Origin of the sequence: Acinetobacter sp. WCHA39, from assembly GCF_002165385.1 — a bacterium.
Classification (GTDB): Bacteria; Pseudomonadota; Gammaproteobacteria; order Pseudomonadales; family Moraxellaceae; genus Acinetobacter.
The window spans coordinates 33,219-50,741 of sequence record NZ_NHRP01000015.1 but is presented as its reverse complement, the minus strand read 5'-3'; the positions used below and the strand labels follow the sequence as shown (position 1 = coordinate 50,741).

The window sequence follows — 17,523 nt, the reverse complement described above, 5'->3', positions numbered from 1 at the left end:
ATGGTATGGTCACAGTACGTGAGCAGTTACCTGGGCGACTCCATGAGTTGTCAGAGGAAACGACTGTAGAACATGCCGCTGAAGCGCAAAGTGGTCTGGTCTCTTGGCTAGATCGAGTGCGTGATATTTTGGATGGGGCGGAGCTAAAGCAACTTCAAAAAGTTGCAGAGCTGACCTTGGCAAAAGAATTAGAAACCACGGTTCATCATCGTAACAATACCTTTAGTACAGGTATTGGCATGGCTGATATTTTGGCGCATTTACATGTTGATGAAGACACATTGTCAGCGGCAGTGTTGTATCGAAGTGTGCGCGAAGGTTTAATTACTTTAGAGGATATTCAACAACAATTCGGCGAACAGGTGCTTGGTCTTGTACAAGGCACGCTTGCGATGGGTAAGCTCTCTGAATTGATTGAAAAAAATAAACGTTTAGAAGATCATTTTAATAACAATCAGCGTGAGCATTTAAACGGCATTTATAAAATGCTGATTTCAGTGACAGAAGATGTACGCGTTGTTTTGATCAAATTGGCTGAACGTACTTATGCTTTACGTGAATTAGCCACTGCAAGTAAAGAACGCCAAGAACGCGTTGCACGTGAGATTTTAACGATCTATTCACCACTTGCACATCGATTAGGTATTGCACAACTAAAATGGGAATTAGAAGATCTCGCTTTCCGTTATTTGGCGCCTGAGCGTTATAAAGAAATTGCATCGTTGCTGAATGAAAAACGTTTAGAGCGAGAGCAATATATTCAGTTTGTGATTGATAAGCTAAAGACTGAACTGGGTATGCATCATATTCAGGCGGAAATCACTGGACGAGTGAAGCACATTTATTCGATTTATCGAAAAATGAAAAGTAAAAATCTGAGTTTTGATCAGCTTTATGATATTCGTGCAGTGCGTGTATTGGTCAAAAGTGTACCAGACTGTTATCACGCTTTAGGTATTGTGCATCAGCTGTGGCGTCATATCCCGAACCAATTTGATGACTATGTCACCAATCCAAAAGCCAATGGTTATCGCTCATTACACACGGCAGTGATTGCTGAAAATAAATCTTTAGAAGTACAAATTCGTACCTTCGAAATGCACAACGAAGCCGAACTGGGCGTTTGTTCGCATTTTAATTATAAAGAAGGTGCAAAAAATACTGATCATTCATTTAATCATCGTCTACATTCTTTACGTGCGGTATTGGAACATTATCAAGAGCGTACCGAAACCACACCCCATGGCGAGGATGAAGAGTCAAATGGTATAGATCAAATTCAAGATTTTGAAAATTTTGAAAAAATCTATGTGTTTAGTCGTGATGGTGATATTAAGGAATTGCCACGAGGTTCGACGGTTTTAGATTTTGCTTACCATGTACATACTGAGGTAGGTAATAAGTGTTATGCAGCACGTGTCAATCAACGTTATGTGCCATTAACTTATACGCTGAAAACGGGTGAACAGGTTGAGATTTTAACCAAAAAAGATCGTGAACCGAACCGTGATTGGTTGGTGAACTCTTTAGGTTATATCAAAACTGCTCGTGCGCGTGACAAGTTGCGCCATTGGTTTAGACAGCAAGATCGGAGTAAGAATGTTGAGGTGGGGCGTGAGTTACTCAATAAAGAGTTAGCACGCTTAGCAATTCACCCGAAAAGTATCGATCTTAAAGACTATTCATCTCACTTTAATCTGAAATCAGGCGATGACATTTTAGTTGCTTTAGTCAGTGGCGATATCAGTTTGCATGCTTTGATGAATCAAGTGAATCGTCAGATGCACTTGGATCAAGATGAGCCTGAACTGGTCTTAAAGCCTGCCTTAAATCCACGTGCCAGCCATACGCTCTCAGCACACGGGATTTTGATCGATGGTTTGGACAATGTGGAATTGCATATTGCACAGTGTTGTCAACCTGTACATGGTGAGTCGATTGGGGGTTATATCACTTTAAATCGTGGTGTCAGTATCCATAAGGTTGCTTGTCCAGATTATTTGCGTATGACGACTCAAGAGCCTGAACGTGCTGTTGAAGCGGATTGGGAAATGCAGCCAACCCGTGGTCAGAGTGTGCAAATCGTGGTTGAGGCTTATGATCGCCGTGGTCTACTTAAAGACCTCACGCAAGTGATTTTCTCAGACCAAATCAATATTCGTCAGGTCAATACGATTTCTGAGGCAGATGGGATTGCCAATATGAAGTTACTGATTGAAGTGAAAGGTTTGGCACAACTGTCTCGTTTATTGGCTCGTTTAGAGCAGCAACCAGGCATTATTAGTGCAAGACGTTTGGTTCAGGGTAGTTGATTGACATTATATTTATAAAAAAGAACACTTTAAATGAATTTAAAGTGTTCTTTTTTTGCATCAACAAAAAATCATAAATTGAATATACACAGATTATTCGATCACCAACGAATCGGTTTTTCACTCGAACCTGGTGTGAGTTCAGCATCCGAGAGTGGTTCTGAACTCTCTACTTGTGTCGAGTTTTGTCGAGAGTAACTGATCGGCATTAAAGACAAGCCATTTAAGACATCATTACTTATTTGTTGTGCGAGTAAGTCTGATGAGGTTGTAGATTGTGAATTATGAATAAGCTCTCCTAGAGATTGGCGTTGCTGTTGATTTACAGTTCCTGCAGCAGCAACTTTTCCTGTATTCACTTCAATCACTCGCCAATTTAGACGGATTGCTTGTTGCCCAGCTGGAACAGCGCCATAAAATGAACGTCCTTGAGTCGTTTTTGCTTCATTGATACGTCCAACTAAAATATAGTCAGCACCCACTTTTTGCCCAAGTCTTGCCATTTCTGCTGGTGCACCATCCCAACGAAGAAAGGCATTTTCACTTGCCATTTCCTCAATATAGTCACGACTCACCAAACTTAACTGACGTGAGTTTGCCAGTTGAGTGCCGACCAAATCAGCAACTTCTGTCACAAAGTCATCAGCATCACTGCCATCTGTGATTTGAGTTTTTGAATAGTTATATTGAAATGGCATAACCGCAATACGGCGTAAGTGTTGATCCGCTACACTTGATTGAAACTTGCTGACATAAGCACGCACTTTGGCGCGGTAGTTCTTGCCCGAACCCGAAACACTTAACACCTGAAAACGATTAATCGCATTAGTGCCCTGTGTTTCAACACTGAACACAGGTGAGGTTTTTCCTTGGTAGCTCCAATGGTTGTTGCTGACCACCATGTTCACTTCTTCCGCTAAGTCAGTGCGTGAGCTGACACTGGTGCCATTTACAGACTGGGCTGCAATCAGCAAGGCTTCTGCAATAGCCTGTTGTTGGGTTGGGCCGCTACCTGTGGCTTCTTTCATGACTTCTTGTAGGGCGGCGTTAGCTGAGTGAATTGTTGTTAAGCAGAACAGGGCTGCACAAAGTAAGGATTTCATCATTTTCTATCATTCTATATGACCCGATGTTCAGCAGGTGCTGAGCATCGGGTTTATTGTTGTTGTGAATGGTTTATAGACCAAAAGTAGCACGTTTAGCCGATTTACGAATTTCTTTTTCGCCTGTCCATTCAACAATACCTGTTTTCAGGTTTTGTAATTTGAAAGTGAACTTGTAGTACACATCACTCTTACCGCCTGAATTTTTGACGATGCTGGATAAATTACCATTCAGCATGTATTCAGCGGCAATTTGAGATCCTGTTTTCACTGCTGTACGTTTGTCTACCATGCCACTTTGCTGTTGATAAGCTAACTGGTCTGCCATTGCGCCCACAGAAGTCATGTCAACGAAACGGAATTTTCCAGAATTAATCAGTTTGTTCTGGATGGTGTCAGTGATGGATTCAGTATCAATATGCTCTTGGGTCTTGTTTTTGATACGGTCAACAAACAGTACTGGACGGCGAGCCTGAGTCATTTCAATCACGGGTGGAAACGCCAGCATGTCATCAACCATCTTGGCTGCGATTTGTTGAAGGTCGGTTGAACCAAAATCTTTGGTTAAGGTTTCAGTTGCCTGTGCATCGCCATAAGATACAGCCTGGGAGGCACAGCCACTGAACAATGCCATGCTGCCAATTGTGGTTGCTAAAGCCAAAGTACGGAATTTCATGTTTTACCCCTTATAAATAAGCTGTTGATTAGTCTTTCTTCATGTAAATAAGTACATCAACACCACTTGGATTGGGTGCGACAGACTGAACGGTTTTTACTTCACGCCCTTGTAATGTGATTGGTTTCCAAGTTGCACCTTCTGGATTGATTTCTGTTCCATTGGTATCAAACCAAACAACTTTGTATTCAAAAGATTGTTCGTAGAACCAACCATTTTTTAAGGCGAGTGATGCTTTTTTAATATCTCCAAGACTGACCATATTGATTCGATTGACACCAATACGGGTTGCGAGAATAGGATTACCTGTCATGGTTCTGACATTGCTTGCACCAGTATTTGGGTCTGTTTGTGTACGCATCGCATTTGGTGCTGTACATGCAGTTAAGCCAAGGCTAAAGCTACACAGAATTATGGGTAAAAGGCGTTGTTTCATTATGTTTTACTCAAGTTATTATTTAGCGATACTGAAGCTATCAGCGACAATTTGTTGGTTGGTTTCGATACCATGAATGAAGGTCGTCTGATTAGCTTTCACTTCAATATTGATCGATTGATTTGCATAGTTGTTTTTAAGTTGGATGGTATGACTACCAACAGGGAGTAAAAGGCGAGTGACTTGTGCATTGCTTGGGAGGGTATTCCATGCACGAACATCTGCTTTTTCTGTGGCAGTGTTATAGATATTGCCTGCAAGTTGTCCAAATACGCCTAAACGATTGCCCAGTTCTTTTTGTACAGCGTATTTCGCTGTAGAACGTGCAATTTGAGTTGTGAGATTAGCGGCAATCTTTTCTTTTAGTGTTTTTACAGCCAACGCACCAATATCAGTAAGTAATGCTGTATTTGCAACGGTTTTCCCATTCACTGCGATATCAACCTGACTTGGTGCAACATAGGTTGAAGGGTCATAGCTTGCAAATGAGATATTCACTAATCCATTTAGTGTTGGAATTGCTAAGGTCGAAGAAATTTTTTGAGGAACTAATCCTTGCTCCAGAAAAATAACAACTGGATATTGACCATTTGCTTTCTTTGCGGCGTTATCGAGTCGTTTTACATCATTTTTAATAAAATCATTTGGCTGTAGTTCATATGCTTTTTTATAATCAACTAAAGCATCATTTTTTTCACCCAAGGCTTCCCATAATGTTGCCGCCATATAAAATGCATACGCATTTTGATAGGTATTTTTTACTTTACCCGCAATTGTATTTAGTCCAGCTAAAGCTTCATCGTATTCAGCTGGAGCAGAATTAACATTTTGACCTTTAGCTGCTGCTTTTTCTGCTTCTTTGCTATGAGCTAATTCAATTTCGCGTTGAATACGTTGCGCTACACGCATTTCAACAGCCGCGCCCTCAGTATTATTTAAAGCTAGATAGTTTATCGATTGGTAAACATGTGCTAATACCTGTTCATATTCAGGAATCTTATAAGGTGCTACACTATCATTACTCACGAGGGAAAGTGCCTTAAAACCTAATTTAGAGGCGCTAATTGTTGCTTTATTATTTTGAGCATCTAATAGTTCAAATGCTTTTTCAAAAGTTTGCTTACTGGCTTCATATTGTTTGTTTGCTTGTTCTAAACGCGCCTTTTCTAATAGATACAATGCTGCATCATTACTTTTAGCTTTTTTTTCAAATAATTCTTGCGTTGGTGCCGATATCGGTTGAGTCAATGATGAACGAAAATTCTGAGCCGTATCCGTATAGTTATCAAATAAACCAGCATGTGCTTGAGTTGTTAAACCAGAAATCGATAAACTTATGCAACTGATGAATAAGAGTGAAAGCTTTGGTTTTAATAATAAAGATGACATATAAACCCCTGTAAAAATACAAAATGTATCAAAAATTATGCAAATATACAAAAAGTTATAAATAATTAACAGGGATTTAAGGAGATATTTAATAAATATTTTTATTTTATAAAGTAAAAGATTTTTTTATTAGTATAAGTTTTTGAAACATAATATTTATTTTGATTCATTCAAATATTATTTGAATGAATCTTTTAATTTATCTTTTTGATAAAAAAATATTGGTCAATCGATTTAAAAACTGTGGACTAATGCTTGAGAGTTGATACATCAGCTTAGTTTTGATACCTACAGGGGTATGGGTTGGAATGAGGGCATGATCTTTTTGTTGAACCAAATGTAAGACTTGTTTTGCTACATCGGCAGGAGTTAAATCCACGCCAATATGTTGAATACTGCCCGCATCCATATTCTTCACCATATTGGTTTGTACAAATAAAGGCATTACATCGAGTACACGGATATTATATTTTTGCCATTCTACATCCAGTGCCTCGGTTAAACCACGAACCGCAAACTTACTGGCGGAGTAGGAGGCTAAATCAGCCTGACCATATATTGCCGAGGCTGAGGAGAGATTAATCACTCGGGCAAAACTGGATTTCTGTAGATGGTTTAATGCAGCATGACAGCCATTTAAAACCCCTTTGACATTAATGTCGATGGTATTGTGATGGGATTGAATTGATGTCTCTTCAAATGCGCCAGAGTATAAGATTCCAGCGTTGTTAATTAAAATATTCAGTTCGCCTGCCCAATTTTTAAAATCTTGTAGTGCTATTTTCCACTGACGAAAGTTACTGACATCTAAATAACCCGCTTTAGCATTTTCACCAAGTTCGTTGGCTAAACGAAGCGCTTGCTCATCATTAATATCATAAATACCGACTTTGTAACCATGACGATGAAAGATGCGTGCAATCTCAGCACCAATTCCTTGTGCTGCCCCGCTAATAAATACGCTATGTTGCATTGCTTTTCCTTGCTTTATCATATTTCTTTAATCGGCGTATATTACGCATAAGCAGGTTCAAGCTGCAACAATTTGGTGTATTTGGAGGAATTCATGGAAAAGTTATTAGAAATCATGCACGAATTAAGACAAAAGTGTCCATGGGATCAACAACAAACACCAAATAGTTTGACGCGTTATGCGATCGAAGAAGCTTATGAGGTGGAAGCTGCGATTCGAGAGGGCGATCTAAATGAAATTCGTAATGAGTTAGGCGATTTGTTATTGCAGGTCGTGTTCCAATCTCAGATGTATAGTGAACAAGGCGCATTTAACTTTCATGATGTGGTAGATGCAATTAGTGAAAAATTAATTCGTCGTCATCCACATGTATTTCAAGCTGAAAAATATCAAAATTTAGATCCAGAACAAGTTAGTGAACTATGGAAACAAATTAAGCAACAAGAAAAACAAGGTAAGGCTCAATCTCGACTAGATGACGTGAAACATGCGCCAGCATTGGTACAGGCACATGAGATTCAAAAAAAAGCAGCGCAGCTAGGTTTTGATTTTGAAACAGTTGAAGATGCTTATGGAAAGTTAAATGAGGAATTAGAGGAATTACAACAGGCAATAAAAACTCAAAAAACTGATGAAATACAAGAAGAATTTGGAGATTGCCTATTTTCTTTAATTAACATAGGACGTAAAATTGGCGTGTCGAGTGAGACTGCATTATTGGCAACGATTCATAAATTTAGAAGCCGATTTGCATATATTGAACAACAAGCACAAAGACAAAATAAAGACTTGCAAGAAATGAGTTTGGCAGAAATGGATGAACTCTGGGAGCAAGCAAAACGACACTTAAAACTTCAGGGGAAATCCAATGAATTTGCCGCAACCACGCAGCAAATATAACTTTATTCTGTTTATTTTTATATTTTTAAGCTGCTTTGTTTGTGCGAGTGCACAGCCATTTGATCAATCCTATGAAAAATGGAAAGCTCAACAACAAGCACGTGATCAGCAATTAGCGAAGCAGCCTAACAATAATTATTATTTATCAAGACCTACGCCACAGAAAAGCTCCCAGCAAGTTTCATCCTCTACCAATATTCAGGGCGATAAGATTAGTTTGAACCAAGCAAATTTACAGCAGTTACAGACTTTAAATGGCGTTGGTGAAAAAAAGGCTCAGGCAATTGTTGAATATCGCCAAAAGAATGGTGGTTTTAAAACGGTAGATGAGTTGGTCAATGTCAAAGGAATTGGTCCAAAATTACTTGAAAAAAATAAAGCACGCTTAGCATTATAGGATAAAAATAAAGATGATATTGCAATTAAAACATACTGATCTGTTGAAACTTCAACAGAATAAATTGCCCTTTGAGTGTGTTAGAGCTATGATTAGCGACAAATTGTTATTTACGTCCTGACGTAGGAGACAGTGTCTTTTGCAAACTTTGCGTGCGTCAAAATGTGGTTTGTCCACAGCCCAACTCCCTTCTTCAATATTAGATGTAATCGATAGCCTAACGAAAGCGGGCTATGAGGCATATATTGTGGGCGGCGGTGTTCGCGATATGATGTTAGGTCTTAATCCTAAGGATTTTGATGCTGTCACCAATGCAACACCAGCACAAGTGAAAGAAGTTTTTGGTCGACGTTGCCGAATTATTGGTCGACGTTTCGAATTAGCACATGTTTATTCTGGTCGCGAACTGATTGAAGTCGCAACTTTCCGCGCTCCTCCCAAAAAAGCAGTCACCAGTGCTTCTGGTATGATCCTGCGAGATAATAATTGGGGAACCATTGAGCAGGATTTTGCACGTCGAGATTTCTCAATTAATACTTTGTATTATCAACCGCGCCAAGCGATCGTGCTAGATTTTTGTCATGCAGTTGATGATATTAAAACGCGTACTTTGCGTTTTCTAGGTGAGCCTGCACAGCGATTTGAAGAAGATCCCGTTCGGATGTTACGTGCTTTACGTTTTGCTGCGAAACTTAACTTCCAAATTGATCAATCGATTATTGATGTTTTTGATGTTGAGATGACGCAGTTGTTGCGTGACGTTTCACCTCATCGATTATACGATGAGTCTCAAAAATTATTTACGATGGGACATCTTGCACGCGTTTTGCCGATGCTGATTGAGTTTGGTGTTTGGAAGCAATTATTTGCTGAAATTCCTCCAAATCTAACAGCTTTCATTGAACGTGCAGCTAAAAATACTGATCAACGAATTCAAATTGGTAAGACCATTAATCCCGCATTTTTTTATGCAGTATTGTTGTGGAAGCCTTTCTTAGAGCGTTGTGATTTTTATTTAAATAAAGGTGTTGTTCCTGCTGAAGCGCGTGCCCAAGCTGGTTTAGATGTATTGAAACGTCAAGCCACACGTACCATTATTCCTCGTTTTGCTGAAACTTTTATTCGTGAAGTATGGGAAATGCAAACCCGTTTGCTCAATCCAAAACCACAGCAAATTGAAGCTTTAGCTGGACATGCACGTTTCCGTGCAGGCTTTGACTTCTTGTTGTTACGTGAGAAATCAGGTGATAGCAGTACTGAAGGCATGGGTATTTGGTGGGAAGCTTACCAAGAAATGTCAATCGATCAAAAAGAAGTCGCAATTCGTCAATACAACCGTCAACGTAGTAAAACACGCCGTAAGACAGTTGAAGTTGATGAGCCAAAGACCACTGAGATTGAGCCTTTGGTCAATGCCCCTGAGCCTAGAAGCCGCCGTGCCAAGAAAGAACGTGTTAGAGCAGATGAATCATCTAGCCGTTTCATTGAAAAAGCGACTGCCGTTTCAGGACAAATCAATGCAGATCATCCGATCCTTAAGCGTAAGCGTGTACAACGTGATCTCAGCCAAGTGGTTTTTGGACCGACGCAATGACTATTCGTACCTATATCGGTTTAGGCAGTAACTTAGGCGATTCACAACAGATTCTTAGCGAAGCTGTTGTGAAGTTGGCTAGTTTAGGTTCGGTAAAAGTTTCAAGGCTTTATCAAAGTCCGCCGATGGGTCCTCAGGACCAGCCAAATTATCTAAATGCCGTTGTTCAATTGGACACGACACTTGAAGCACTTGCCTTATTAGACCAATTACAACAATTTGAGCAAGAAGCAGGTCGTATTCGTTTAAGGCGATGGGGAGAGCGCACGCTTGATTTGGATCTATTGATTTATGGTCAAGAGCAGATTCAAAATGAACGTTTGACCGTACCACATATTGGTATTTTAGAGCGTGATTTTGTGATCCTTCCCTTATTAGATTTAGATGCTCATTTACAGTTAAATGGGCACTCATTAAAAGATTTAGAACTAGTGCAGCAAGCAAACTTAACTGTAATCGCAGATCAATCTTGGGCAACTGCTTAAGATTGTTTCGTTCTGGAAATGCCTGCAGAGGATATCATCATGATTAGTCTAAGTGACTTAAGAAAATTTAAAGCTGATGGACGTAAGTTCTCATGTCTTACTTGTTACGATGCAAGTATGGCTAAAGCGATGGAATTGGCTGAAATTGATACAATTTTAATTGGTGATTCTCTAGGAATGGCGATTCAAGGAAGAGATTCCACACTTCCTGTAACAGTTGAAGATATGGCTTATCATACAGCAGCTGTACGTCGTGGTAATTCGCACGCCTTAATTATGACTGATCTACCATTTATGAGTTATGCAACGCTTGAAGATGGTCTAAAAAATGCCAAAGCCGTGATGCAAGTTGGCGCACAAATGGTCAAGATTGAAGGCGGTGCTTGGCTAAGTGAATTAGTCCAAGTTTTGACACGTAATGGTATTCCTGTCTGCGTGCATTTGGGTTTAACGCCACAATCAGTACACGTATTCGGCGGCTATAAACTTCAAGCACGAACCCGTGAAGCAGCAGATCAATTAATTGCGGATTGCCAAGCTGTGGTTGATGCAGGTGCTGCGGTATTATTATTAGAGTGTGTTCCAGCTCAGTTAGGCAAGGAAATTGCTGAACTATTTCCTAATACGCCAGTGATTGGTATTGGTGCAGGCAATGAAACCGATGGACAAGTCTTGGTGGTACAAGACATGCTTGGTTTAACTTTTGGTCGCGTTGCGCGTTTTGTGCGTAATTTTATGAAAGAACAAGCGGGGGAAACAGCAATTATAGATGCGTTTAAATCGTATCATGCTGCTGTTCAAAATCAATCATTTCCAGCGAAAGAACACACTTTTCAAGTTGAGCTCTAACTCATGAAAACAGAAACAACAATACAAGGCTTAACCGCATCATTAGCACCGGCAAGAACAACAAAAAAATTAATTGGTTTTGTGCCAACTATGGGGAATTTGCATGAAGGTCATTTGACTTTGGTGCGCGCTGCAAAAAAAATCTGTGATGTCGTGGTGGTGAGTATTTTTGTTAACCCAATCCAGTTTGGTGCGGGTGAAGATTTTGATAGCTATCCACGTACCTTAGAACAAGATAGTCGTTTGTTGGCAGATGTAGGGTGTGACATTATTTTTGCCCCTTCTGTCGATCAAATGTATGGCAAGCAGCCTCGTTTAACCAATATTAGTGTTAGTCAAATTACCGATGACCTGTGTGGCAAATCACGTCCAGGTCATTTTGATGGCGTGGCGGTTGTTGTCACTAAACTATTCAATATTGTACAACCTGATTATGCTTTTTTTGGACAAAAAGATTACCAACAATTGGCTGTAATTCGTCAGTTGGTGCAGGATTTAAATATTCCATTAGAAGTCATCGGTGTACCAATTGTACGAGCAGCGGATGGTTTGGCTTTAAGTTCACGCAATGGTTATTTGTCTGAAGAGCAACGAAGTATTGCGCCAAAAATTTATCAGTTGTTAAAACAAGCTGAGGTTGGCTTGGGAGAGGGGCAATCACTTTCGCAAGTGTTAGCAAATATCTCAACGGAATTGACACAAGCTGGATTTGTTGTGGATTATGTAGAGGCTCGTCAACCTAATTTGCAACCAATTGAAGAGTTTGATCGTGATTTAGTTTTATTTATTGCGGCTAAATTGGGTTCAACACGTTTGATTGATAATTTACACATTAATTTCAAAACATAAAATAAATTAAAGGGCGATATGCGATGAAGCGTATTCTTATCGTTACAGGACAGTCAGGTTCAGGAAAATCATCTGCATTACAGGTGCTTGAAGATTTGGGCTATTATTGTATAGATAATTTACCTTTGGCATTATTGCCTGAAATTGTAGCTAAACTGGATCATGAGAATAATCTTGAGCAGTTAGCGCTGGGCGTTGATATCCGTAGCACCCGTGCCGATATGCAGGAGTTTGACCATGTTTTTGAGCAATTAAAAAAGCATGGTACGGTTGATATCATTTACCTGACCACTCAGGATCAGGATCTGGTTTCCCGTTTTAGTGCCTCACGCAGGCCGCACCCTTTAGCAAATCGTTTTAATAGTCTGTTGCAGTGCATACAGGAAGAAAAACAGTTGCTGATACCGATACAATTCCGCTCTACAGTGCATATTGATACGACGGGTAAAAGTGTCCATGATCTCAAACATATCTTGCTGTCTCGATTGGGGCAGTCTGATAAGTTGATTGTGATTCTACAATCCTTTGGCTATAAACATGGCATTCCGCTTGATGCCGATTATGTATTTGATGTGCGTCATTTACCTAATCCGCATTGGGATTTAGAGTTGCGTCGTCTTTCTGGGTTGGATGATCCCGTCTGCCGTTTTTTAGAAAGCAATCAGCAAACCAATGAAATGTTTACCGATATTTATAACTTCTTGGAAAAATGGTTGCCAGCTTTTGCGGAAGGGCATCGACATTACATGACCATTTCAGTGGGGTGTACAGGTGGGCAACATCGTTCAGTTTATATCGTGGATAGACTCAAACAGGCTCTTAAGGCAAAATGGACTGTCCAAATCTTACATAGAGAAATGAAGCACTGGTCATGATAGACACAACAATTGATGTAATTAATAAACTCGGCTTACATGCGCGTGCATCTGGTAAACTGATTGAAGTCACAACCAAATTTAGCTCTTCGATACAAATCGGCAAGGGTGATAAATTGGTTGATGCAAAAAATATTATGTCATTGTTGATGTTGGGTGCTGGTAAAGGCACAACATTAAGATTGGTGATTGATGGTGCTGATGAAGAAAAAGCACGGGAAGAAATTCAAACGCTGTTCGCAGCAAAATTTTATGAGGCAGAGTAATCGTGGCACGTGGTACCCAACAACGTTATACAGATGAAGATTTTGAGTCATTAGAAGGACGTGCGAGTAGAACCGAGCAAAAAAAAGCTGTGCAACGTATGGCTGCTTTAGGTGAGCAATTGGCTCAACTCAATCCAAAACAAATTCAAAAGCTTCCTGTCGATGAGCGTTTGATTGATGCATTACTTGAAGTGCAGAAGATCAGTTCATTTGAAGCACGCCGTCGTCAGTTTCAACGTGTTGGTAAGTTATTGCGTAATGAAAATGAAACCACGATTTTATCTTATTTGACACCGCAACAAGGTGCTAAAAAACAAATGCAATTGATGCGTTGGGTCGATCGAATGATTGATCAAGGTGATCCAATCATTAATGAGTTTAGTAAAGTGTTTAATGCTTCTGAACGCCATACTTTGCGTCAGCATGTTTTACGCATTCATCGAGATATCAAACAGCAGGTGAGTGAAGAAGAACTTGCCGCATCCAAGCTCAAATTTGTGAACTATGTACAGCAAGTCGCCTTGTTATCTGATCAAGGTTAAAGCCAAAAAGAAGTTTCAGTTGAAACTTCTTTTTTGTTTTTAGGGGTTAATTCTCAAACGAAACACTTGCTCGTTCTTTTGCCCATTCTCTTAAAATAAATTTCTGTAATTTCCCTGTCGATGTTTTTGGAATCTCAGTAATTACCACATCTTTAGGAACTTTAAAGCGAGCCAGTTCTTTTTGGCAATGTGCAATAATTTCTTCTGCGGAAGCAGATGCACCTTGCTTCAACTCAATAAATGCACAAGGCACTTCTTGCCAACGTTCATCAGGTTTTGCGACCACTGCGGCGGTGAGTACAGCAGGGTGGCGGTAAAGTACATCTTCGACTTCGAGCGATGAAATATTTTCGCCACCTGAAATGATAATATCTTTAGAGCGATCAGTAATTTTGGCATAACCATCAGGATGGCAAACGGCTAGATCTCCTGTATGAAACCAACCACCTTTAAAAGCTTCTTCAGTCGCTTGTGGATTTTTGAGATAACCTTTCATCACGATATTACCACGGAACATAATTTCGCCCATGGTTTGCCCATCATTCGGTACGGGTTGCATCGTTTCAGGATCAAGTACTCGCATACTGTCTTGGAGTGGATAAGGAACACCTTGACGAGAATGAAGTTGAGCCTGTTCTTGAATAGATAAGTCACTCCATCCAGCTTGCGAAGCACATAATGCCGATGGGCCATAGGTTTCTGTCAAACCATAGACATGATTAACATTAATTCCAATATGGCGCATACCTTCAATAATCGCAACGGGCGGGGCAGCTCCAGCAACCATGACTTCAACATGGTGGTTGAAAGCTGTTTTTTGTTCTGCTGGAGTATTGATGAGCATGGATAAGACAATTGGCGCACCGCAGAAATAATCGACTTTGTGTTCAGCGATATATTTAAAAATTAAAACTGGATCAACTCGACGTAAGCAAATATTGGTACCGCCACTGGCTGCAATTGACCATGCAAAACACCAACCATTACAGTGAAATAGTGGTAGTGTCCATAGATAAACCGCACGAGGTTTCATACCACACGCCAAAATATTACTGGCTGCATTGAGATAAGCACCACGATGGTGATAAACCACACCTTTTGGATTGCCTGTGGTGCCTGAAGTATAATTCAGACTAATCGCATCCCATTCATCTTGTGGAAGTAGCCATTCAAATTCAGGATTGCCTTCAGCTAACCACGATTCATATTCATATTGCCCAAGTGCAATTTGCTGACCTTCGTATTCCTGATCAAATACATCAATCACAATAATATCTTGAGTGATCAGCTTTAAGGCTTCTTCAGCAAGTGATCTGAATTCTGGATCGACCAAAAGAACTTTGGACTCGGCATGAGCCAGCATAAAAGCAATGGTTTTGGCATCGAGACGAGTATTCAGTGTATTGAGTACTGCACCTGCCATTGGTACAGCGAAATGTGCTTCAATCATTGCAGGTACATTCGGCAAGAGTACCGAAACGGTATCATTCTTTTGAATTCCTAACTGAGTGAGCTGATGTGCAAACTGGCGACAACGTTGATAGCTTTGTTGCCATGTGATTTGACGTTCCCCATGAATAATTGCGGCTTGGTGTGGATAAATATAAGCAGCACGTTCTAAATAACGTAAAGGTGATAAGGCAACGAAATTTGCAGGGGTTCTCGGTAATTCATCATATGCACTAACCATGTGTTTGCTCCATTTGTGTTTTTTTCATTTATATCTATATCAACATAGTGTGTCATTCAGTCTAAATCATTTAGGCTTTAGTCGGAGATGAAGCCTAATCAATCTAGGTTTTTATGATTCAAAGGTTTCATCCTCAACTAAACCTGTGTAAAATCTTGAATACTTTTTTATCCGCCGTTTTTTATCTTTTGAGGTTCGCCTCAATACATAATCTCGCGGTGATATGCTCCTTCGTATAGGGCATCACTCCTTAAGGATTTTATTATGCCAATTATTACTTTGCCAAATGGCGATCAAAAACAGTTTGATCAAGCCGTATCTGTGATGGACGTTGCATTAAGCATTGGTCCGGGTCTTGCGAAAAATACCGTAGCAGGTCGTGTCAATGATCGTTTAGTCGATGCTTCAGACTTGATTACCGAAGATGCAACTGTGCAAATTATCACGCCTAAAGATGAAGAAGGCGTAGAAATTATTCGTCACTCTTGCGCACATCTCGTTGGTCACGCTGTTAAGCAGCTGTTTCCAGAAGCAAAAATGGTAATTGGTCCAGTCATTGAAGAAGGTTTCTACTATGACATTTGGATGCCACGTCCTTTTACTTTAGATGATATGGCAGCGATTGAAGAGCGTATGAAAAAGCTCATCGATCAAGATTATGATGTCATCAAAAAAATGACACCACGTGATGAGGTGATTGCAGAATTCACAGCACGTGGCGAAGAATACAAATTGCGCTTGATCGCAGACATGCCGAATGAAACACAAATGGGCTTGTACTACCATCAAGATTATTTGGATATGTGCCGTGGTCCGCACGTACCAAACACTAAATTCTTAAAATCATTCAAGCTCACAAAAATCTCTGGTGCTTACTGGCGTGGTGATGCGAAGAATGAACAGCTTCAACGTATTTATGGTACGGCTTGGGCTGATAAAAAACAGTTAGCTGCATATATCAAACGTATTGAAGAAGCGGAAAAGCGTGACCATCGTAAAATCGGTAAAGCTTTAGATTTATTCCATATGCAAGAAGAAGCACCAGGTATGGTGTTCTGGCATCCAAATGGTTGGACAATCTATCAAGTGCTTGAGCAATACATGCGTAAAGTTCAGCAAGACAATGGCTACCTAGAGATTAAAACGCCGCAAATCGTCGATTTTACGCTTTGGGAAAAATCTGGTCATGCAGCCAACTACGCAGATAATATGTTTACAACTCATTCAGAGAGTCGTAACTATGCTGTTAAGCCAATGAACTGTCCTTGTCACGTACAAGTGTTTAACCAAGGTTTGAAATCTTACCGTGATTTACCAATTCGCTTAGCGGAGTTTGGTTCATGTCACCGTAATGAACCATCAGGTTCTTTACACGGGATTATGCGTGTTCGTGGATTTACCCAAGATGATGCACATATTTTCTGTACCAAAGAACAAATTGGTCAAGAAGTTGCTGACTTTATTAAGCTGACTTTAGATGTTTATAAAGACTTCGGCTTTGAAGAAGTACAAATGAAATTGTCTACACGTCCTGAAAAACGTGTCGGTGATGATGCACTTTGGGATTTAGCGGAAAAATCTTTGGCGGATGCTTTAGATAACGCAGGCTTAGCTTGGGATTTGCAACCTGGTGAAGGTGCATTCTATGGTCCGAAAATTGAATTTTCATTGAAAGATTGCTTAGGCCGTGTATGGCAGTGCGGTACGATTCAATGTGACTTCAACTTACCAATTCGCTTAGATGCGTCTTATGTCACTGAAGACAATGATCGTGATCAACCAGTCATGCTTCATCGTGCAATTCTTGGTAGTTTTGAGCGTTTTATTGGTATACTAATTGAACACTATGCGGGCTTTATGCCGCCGTGGTTAACACCAATTCAAGCGTGTGTTATGAATATTACTGATTCACAAGCAGAAGCATGTGAACAAGTGGTTGCAAAACTCAAAGAAAATGGTCTTCGTGCTATTTCTGACTTGAGAAATGAAAAAATCGGATTTAAGATTCGTGAGCGTACCCTAGAGCGTATTCCTTACCTTCTAGTTCTTGGTGATCGAGAAGTTGAAGAAGGTACTGTTAATGTGCGTACTCGCTCAGGAAAAAATTTAGGTACTATGTCAGTAGATGCATTTATTGACCTAGTGAAATCTGCCGTTGCCGAACGCGGCCGGTATATTGTGGAGTAA

The 17,523-nt window shown here is 40.1% G+C and carries 17 protein-coding genes; 11 read left to right on the top strand and 6 right to left on the bottom strand.

Annotation, left to right across the window (positions count from 1 at the left end; genetic code table 11):
* The first annotated feature begins 5 nt into the window (after nt 1-5).
* Nucleotides 6-2,312: a RelA/SpoT family protein gene (locus tag CDG56_RS09300; protein WP_087547697.1), complete on the top strand. Its 2,307-nt coding sequence runs from the start codon at nt 6-8 to the stop codon at nt 2,310-2,312.
* Nucleotides 2,313-2,413: 101 nt separating this feature from the next.
* Here the strand turns inward: CDG56_RS09300 and CDG56_RS09295 are convergent, their stop codons facing one another.
* The 5 genes from CDG56_RS09295 to CDG56_RS09275 form a co-directional block, all read right to left on the bottom strand.
* Nucleotides 2,414-3,415, bottom strand: a complete 1,002-nt coding sequence (locus CDG56_RS09295) for a CsgG/HfaB family protein (RefSeq protein WP_171295137.1) — start codon at nt 3,413-3,415, stop codon at nt 2,414-2,416.
* Nucleotides 3,416-3,488: 73 nt separating this feature from the next.
* Nucleotides 3,489-4,091: a penicillin-binding protein activator LpoB gene (gene lpoB / locus CDG56_RS09290; RefSeq protein WP_005164332.1), complete on the bottom strand. Its 603-nt coding sequence runs from the start codon at nt 4,089-4,091 to the stop codon at nt 3,489-3,491.
* Between the two features lie 28 nt (nt 4,092-4,119).
* Nucleotides 4,120-4,527: a DUF1425 domain-containing protein gene (locus CDG56_RS09285; RefSeq protein WP_087547695.1), complete on the bottom strand. Its 408-nt coding sequence runs from the start codon at nt 4,525-4,527 to the stop codon at nt 4,120-4,122.
* 18 nt (nt 4,528-4,545) lie between these two features.
* Nucleotides 4,546-5,916, bottom strand: coding sequence for a COG3014 family protein (locus CDG56_RS09280; protein WP_087547694.1), 1,371 nt, complete (start codon nt 5,914-5,916; stop codon nt 4,546-4,548).
* 199 nt (nt 5,917-6,115) lie between these two features.
* Nucleotides 6,116-6,889, bottom strand: a complete 774-nt coding sequence (locus CDG56_RS09275) for an SDR family oxidoreductase (RefSeq protein ID WP_087547693.1) — start codon at nt 6,887-6,889, stop codon at nt 6,116-6,118.
* Nucleotides 6,890-6,982: 93 nt separating this feature from the next.
* On the opposite strand from CDG56_RS09275, the gene mazG reads away from it, so the two are divergent.
* The 9 genes from mazG to yjgA all read left to right on the top strand — a co-directional run bounded on the left by mazG (nt 6,983) and on the right by yjgA (nt 13,646).
* The gene (gene mazG, locus CDG56_RS09270) at nt 6,983-7,789 is read left to right on the top strand and encodes a nucleoside triphosphate pyrophosphohydrolase (protein ID WP_087547692.1); all 807 of its coding nucleotides are present in this window, start codon (nt 6,983-6,985) and stop codon (nt 7,787-7,789) included.
* Nucleotides 7,758-8,186, top strand: coding sequence for a ComEA family DNA-binding protein (locus CDG56_RS09265; protein WP_087547691.1), 429 nt, complete (start codon nt 7,758-7,760; stop codon nt 8,184-8,186). Before mazG ends, CDG56_RS09265 begins: the two co-directional genes overlap by 32 nt.
* A 139-nt stretch (nt 8,187-8,325) precedes the next feature.
* Entirely contained in the window at nt 8,326-9,780 is a 1,455-nt protein-coding gene (gene pcnB / locus CDG56_RS09260) for a polynucleotide adenylyltransferase PcnB (RefSeq protein WP_087547690.1), read from the top strand.
* Entirely contained in the window at nt 9,777-10,265 is a 489-nt protein-coding gene (gene folK, locus CDG56_RS09255; protein WP_005164362.1) for a 2-amino-4-hydroxy-6-hydroxymethyldihydropteridine diphosphokinase, read from the top strand. The genes pcnB and folK overlap by 4 nt, the downstream gene beginning before the upstream one ends.
* 39 nt (nt 10,266-10,304) lie before the next feature.
* Entirely contained in the window at nt 10,305-11,114 is an 810-nt protein-coding gene (gene panB, locus CDG56_RS09250; protein ID WP_087547720.1) for a 3-methyl-2-oxobutanoate hydroxymethyltransferase, read from the top strand.
* A gap of 3 nt (nt 11,115-11,117) precedes the next feature.
* Nucleotides 11,118-11,963, top strand: coding sequence for a pantoate--beta-alanine ligase (gene panC, locus CDG56_RS09245; RefSeq protein ID WP_087547689.1), 846 nt, complete (start codon nt 11,118-11,120; stop codon nt 11,961-11,963).
* Between the two features lie 23 nt (nt 11,964-11,986).
* Entirely contained in the window at nt 11,987-12,838 is an 852-nt protein-coding gene (gene rapZ / locus CDG56_RS09240) for an RNase adapter RapZ (RefSeq protein WP_087547688.1), read from the top strand.
* Entirely contained in the window at nt 12,835-13,104 is a 270-nt protein-coding gene (locus tag CDG56_RS09235; RefSeq protein ID WP_005164368.1) for an HPr family phosphocarrier protein, read from the top strand. Before rapZ ends, CDG56_RS09235 begins: the two co-directional genes overlap by 4 nt.
* Nucleotides 13,105-13,106: 2 nt before the next feature.
* Entirely contained in the window at nt 13,107-13,646 is a 540-nt protein-coding gene (gene yjgA, locus CDG56_RS09230; RefSeq protein ID WP_005164369.1) for a ribosome biogenesis factor YjgA, read from the top strand.
* A gap of 46 nt (nt 13,647-13,692) precedes the next feature.
* Here the strand turns inward: yjgA and CDG56_RS09225 are convergent, their stop codons facing one another.
* Complete coding sequence (locus tag CDG56_RS09225; protein ID WP_087547687.1) at nt 13,693-15,336, bottom strand: acyl-CoA synthetase; 1,644 nt, start codon at nt 15,334-15,336, stop codon at nt 13,693-13,695.
* A 264-nt stretch (nt 15,337-15,600) separates the two neighbouring features.
* Between CDG56_RS09225 and thrS the strand changes: the two genes are divergently transcribed.
* The gene (thrS, locus tag CDG56_RS09220) at nt 15,601-17,523 is read left to right on the top strand and encodes a threonine--tRNA ligase (protein ID WP_087547686.1); all 1,923 of its coding nucleotides are present in this window, start codon (nt 15,601-15,603) and stop codon (nt 17,521-17,523) included.

What these genes read in the sequence shown, in the direction of transcription:
- panB (WP_087547720.1), top strand. Translation starts at nt 10,305, where the DNA reads ATGATTAGTCTAAGTGACTTAAGAAAATTTAAAGCTGATGGACGTAAG.
- CDG56_RS09285 (WP_087547695.1), bottom strand. Translation starts at nt 4,527, where the DNA reads ATGAAACAACGCCTTTTACCCATAATTCTGTGTAGCTTTAGCCTTGGC.
- rapZ (WP_087547688.1), top strand. Translation starts at nt 11,987, where the DNA reads ATGAAGCGTATTCTTATCGTTACAGGACAGTCAGGTTCAGGAAAATCA.
- CDG56_RS09295 (WP_171295137.1), bottom strand. Translation starts at nt 3,415, where the DNA reads ATGAAATCCTTACTTTGTGCAGCCCTGTTCTGCTTAACAACAATTCAC.
- thrS (WP_087547686.1), top strand. Translation starts at nt 15,601, where the DNA reads ATGCCAATTATTACTTTGCCAAATGGCGATCAAAAACAGTTTGATCAA.
- CDG56_RS09275 (WP_087547693.1), bottom strand. Translation starts at nt 6,889, where the DNA reads ATGCAACATAGCGTATTTATTAGCGGGGCAGCACAAGGAATTGGTGCT.
- CDG56_RS09300 (WP_087547697.1), top strand. Translation starts at nt 6, where the DNA reads ATGGTCACAGTACGTGAGCAGTTACCTGGGCGACTCCATGAGTTGTCA.
- CDG56_RS09225 (WP_087547687.1), bottom strand. Translation starts at nt 15,336, where the DNA reads ATGGTTAGTGCATATGATGAATTACCGAGAACCCCTGCAAATTTCGTT.
- panC (WP_087547689.1), top strand. Translation starts at nt 11,118, where the DNA reads ATGAAAACAGAAACAACAATACAAGGCTTAACCGCATCATTAGCACCG.
- folK (WP_005164362.1), top strand. Translation starts at nt 9,777, where the DNA reads ATGACTATTCGTACCTATATCGGTTTAGGCAGTAACTTAGGCGATTCA.
- CDG56_RS09265 (WP_087547691.1), top strand. Translation starts at nt 7,758, where the DNA reads ATGAATTTGCCGCAACCACGCAGCAAATATAACTTTATTCTGTTTATT.
- mazG (WP_087547692.1), top strand. Translation starts at nt 6,983, where the DNA reads ATGGAAAAGTTATTAGAAATCATGCACGAATTAAGACAAAAGTGTCCA.
- CDG56_RS09235 (WP_005164368.1), top strand. Translation starts at nt 12,835, where the DNA reads ATGATAGACACAACAATTGATGTAATTAATAAACTCGGCTTACATGCG.
- CDG56_RS09280 (WP_087547694.1), bottom strand. Translation starts at nt 5,916, where the DNA reads ATGTCATCTTTATTATTAAAACCAAAGCTTTCACTCTTATTCATCAGT.
- lpoB (WP_005164332.1), bottom strand. Translation starts at nt 4,091, where the DNA reads ATGAAATTCCGTACTTTGGCTTTAGCAACCACAATTGGCAGCATGGCA.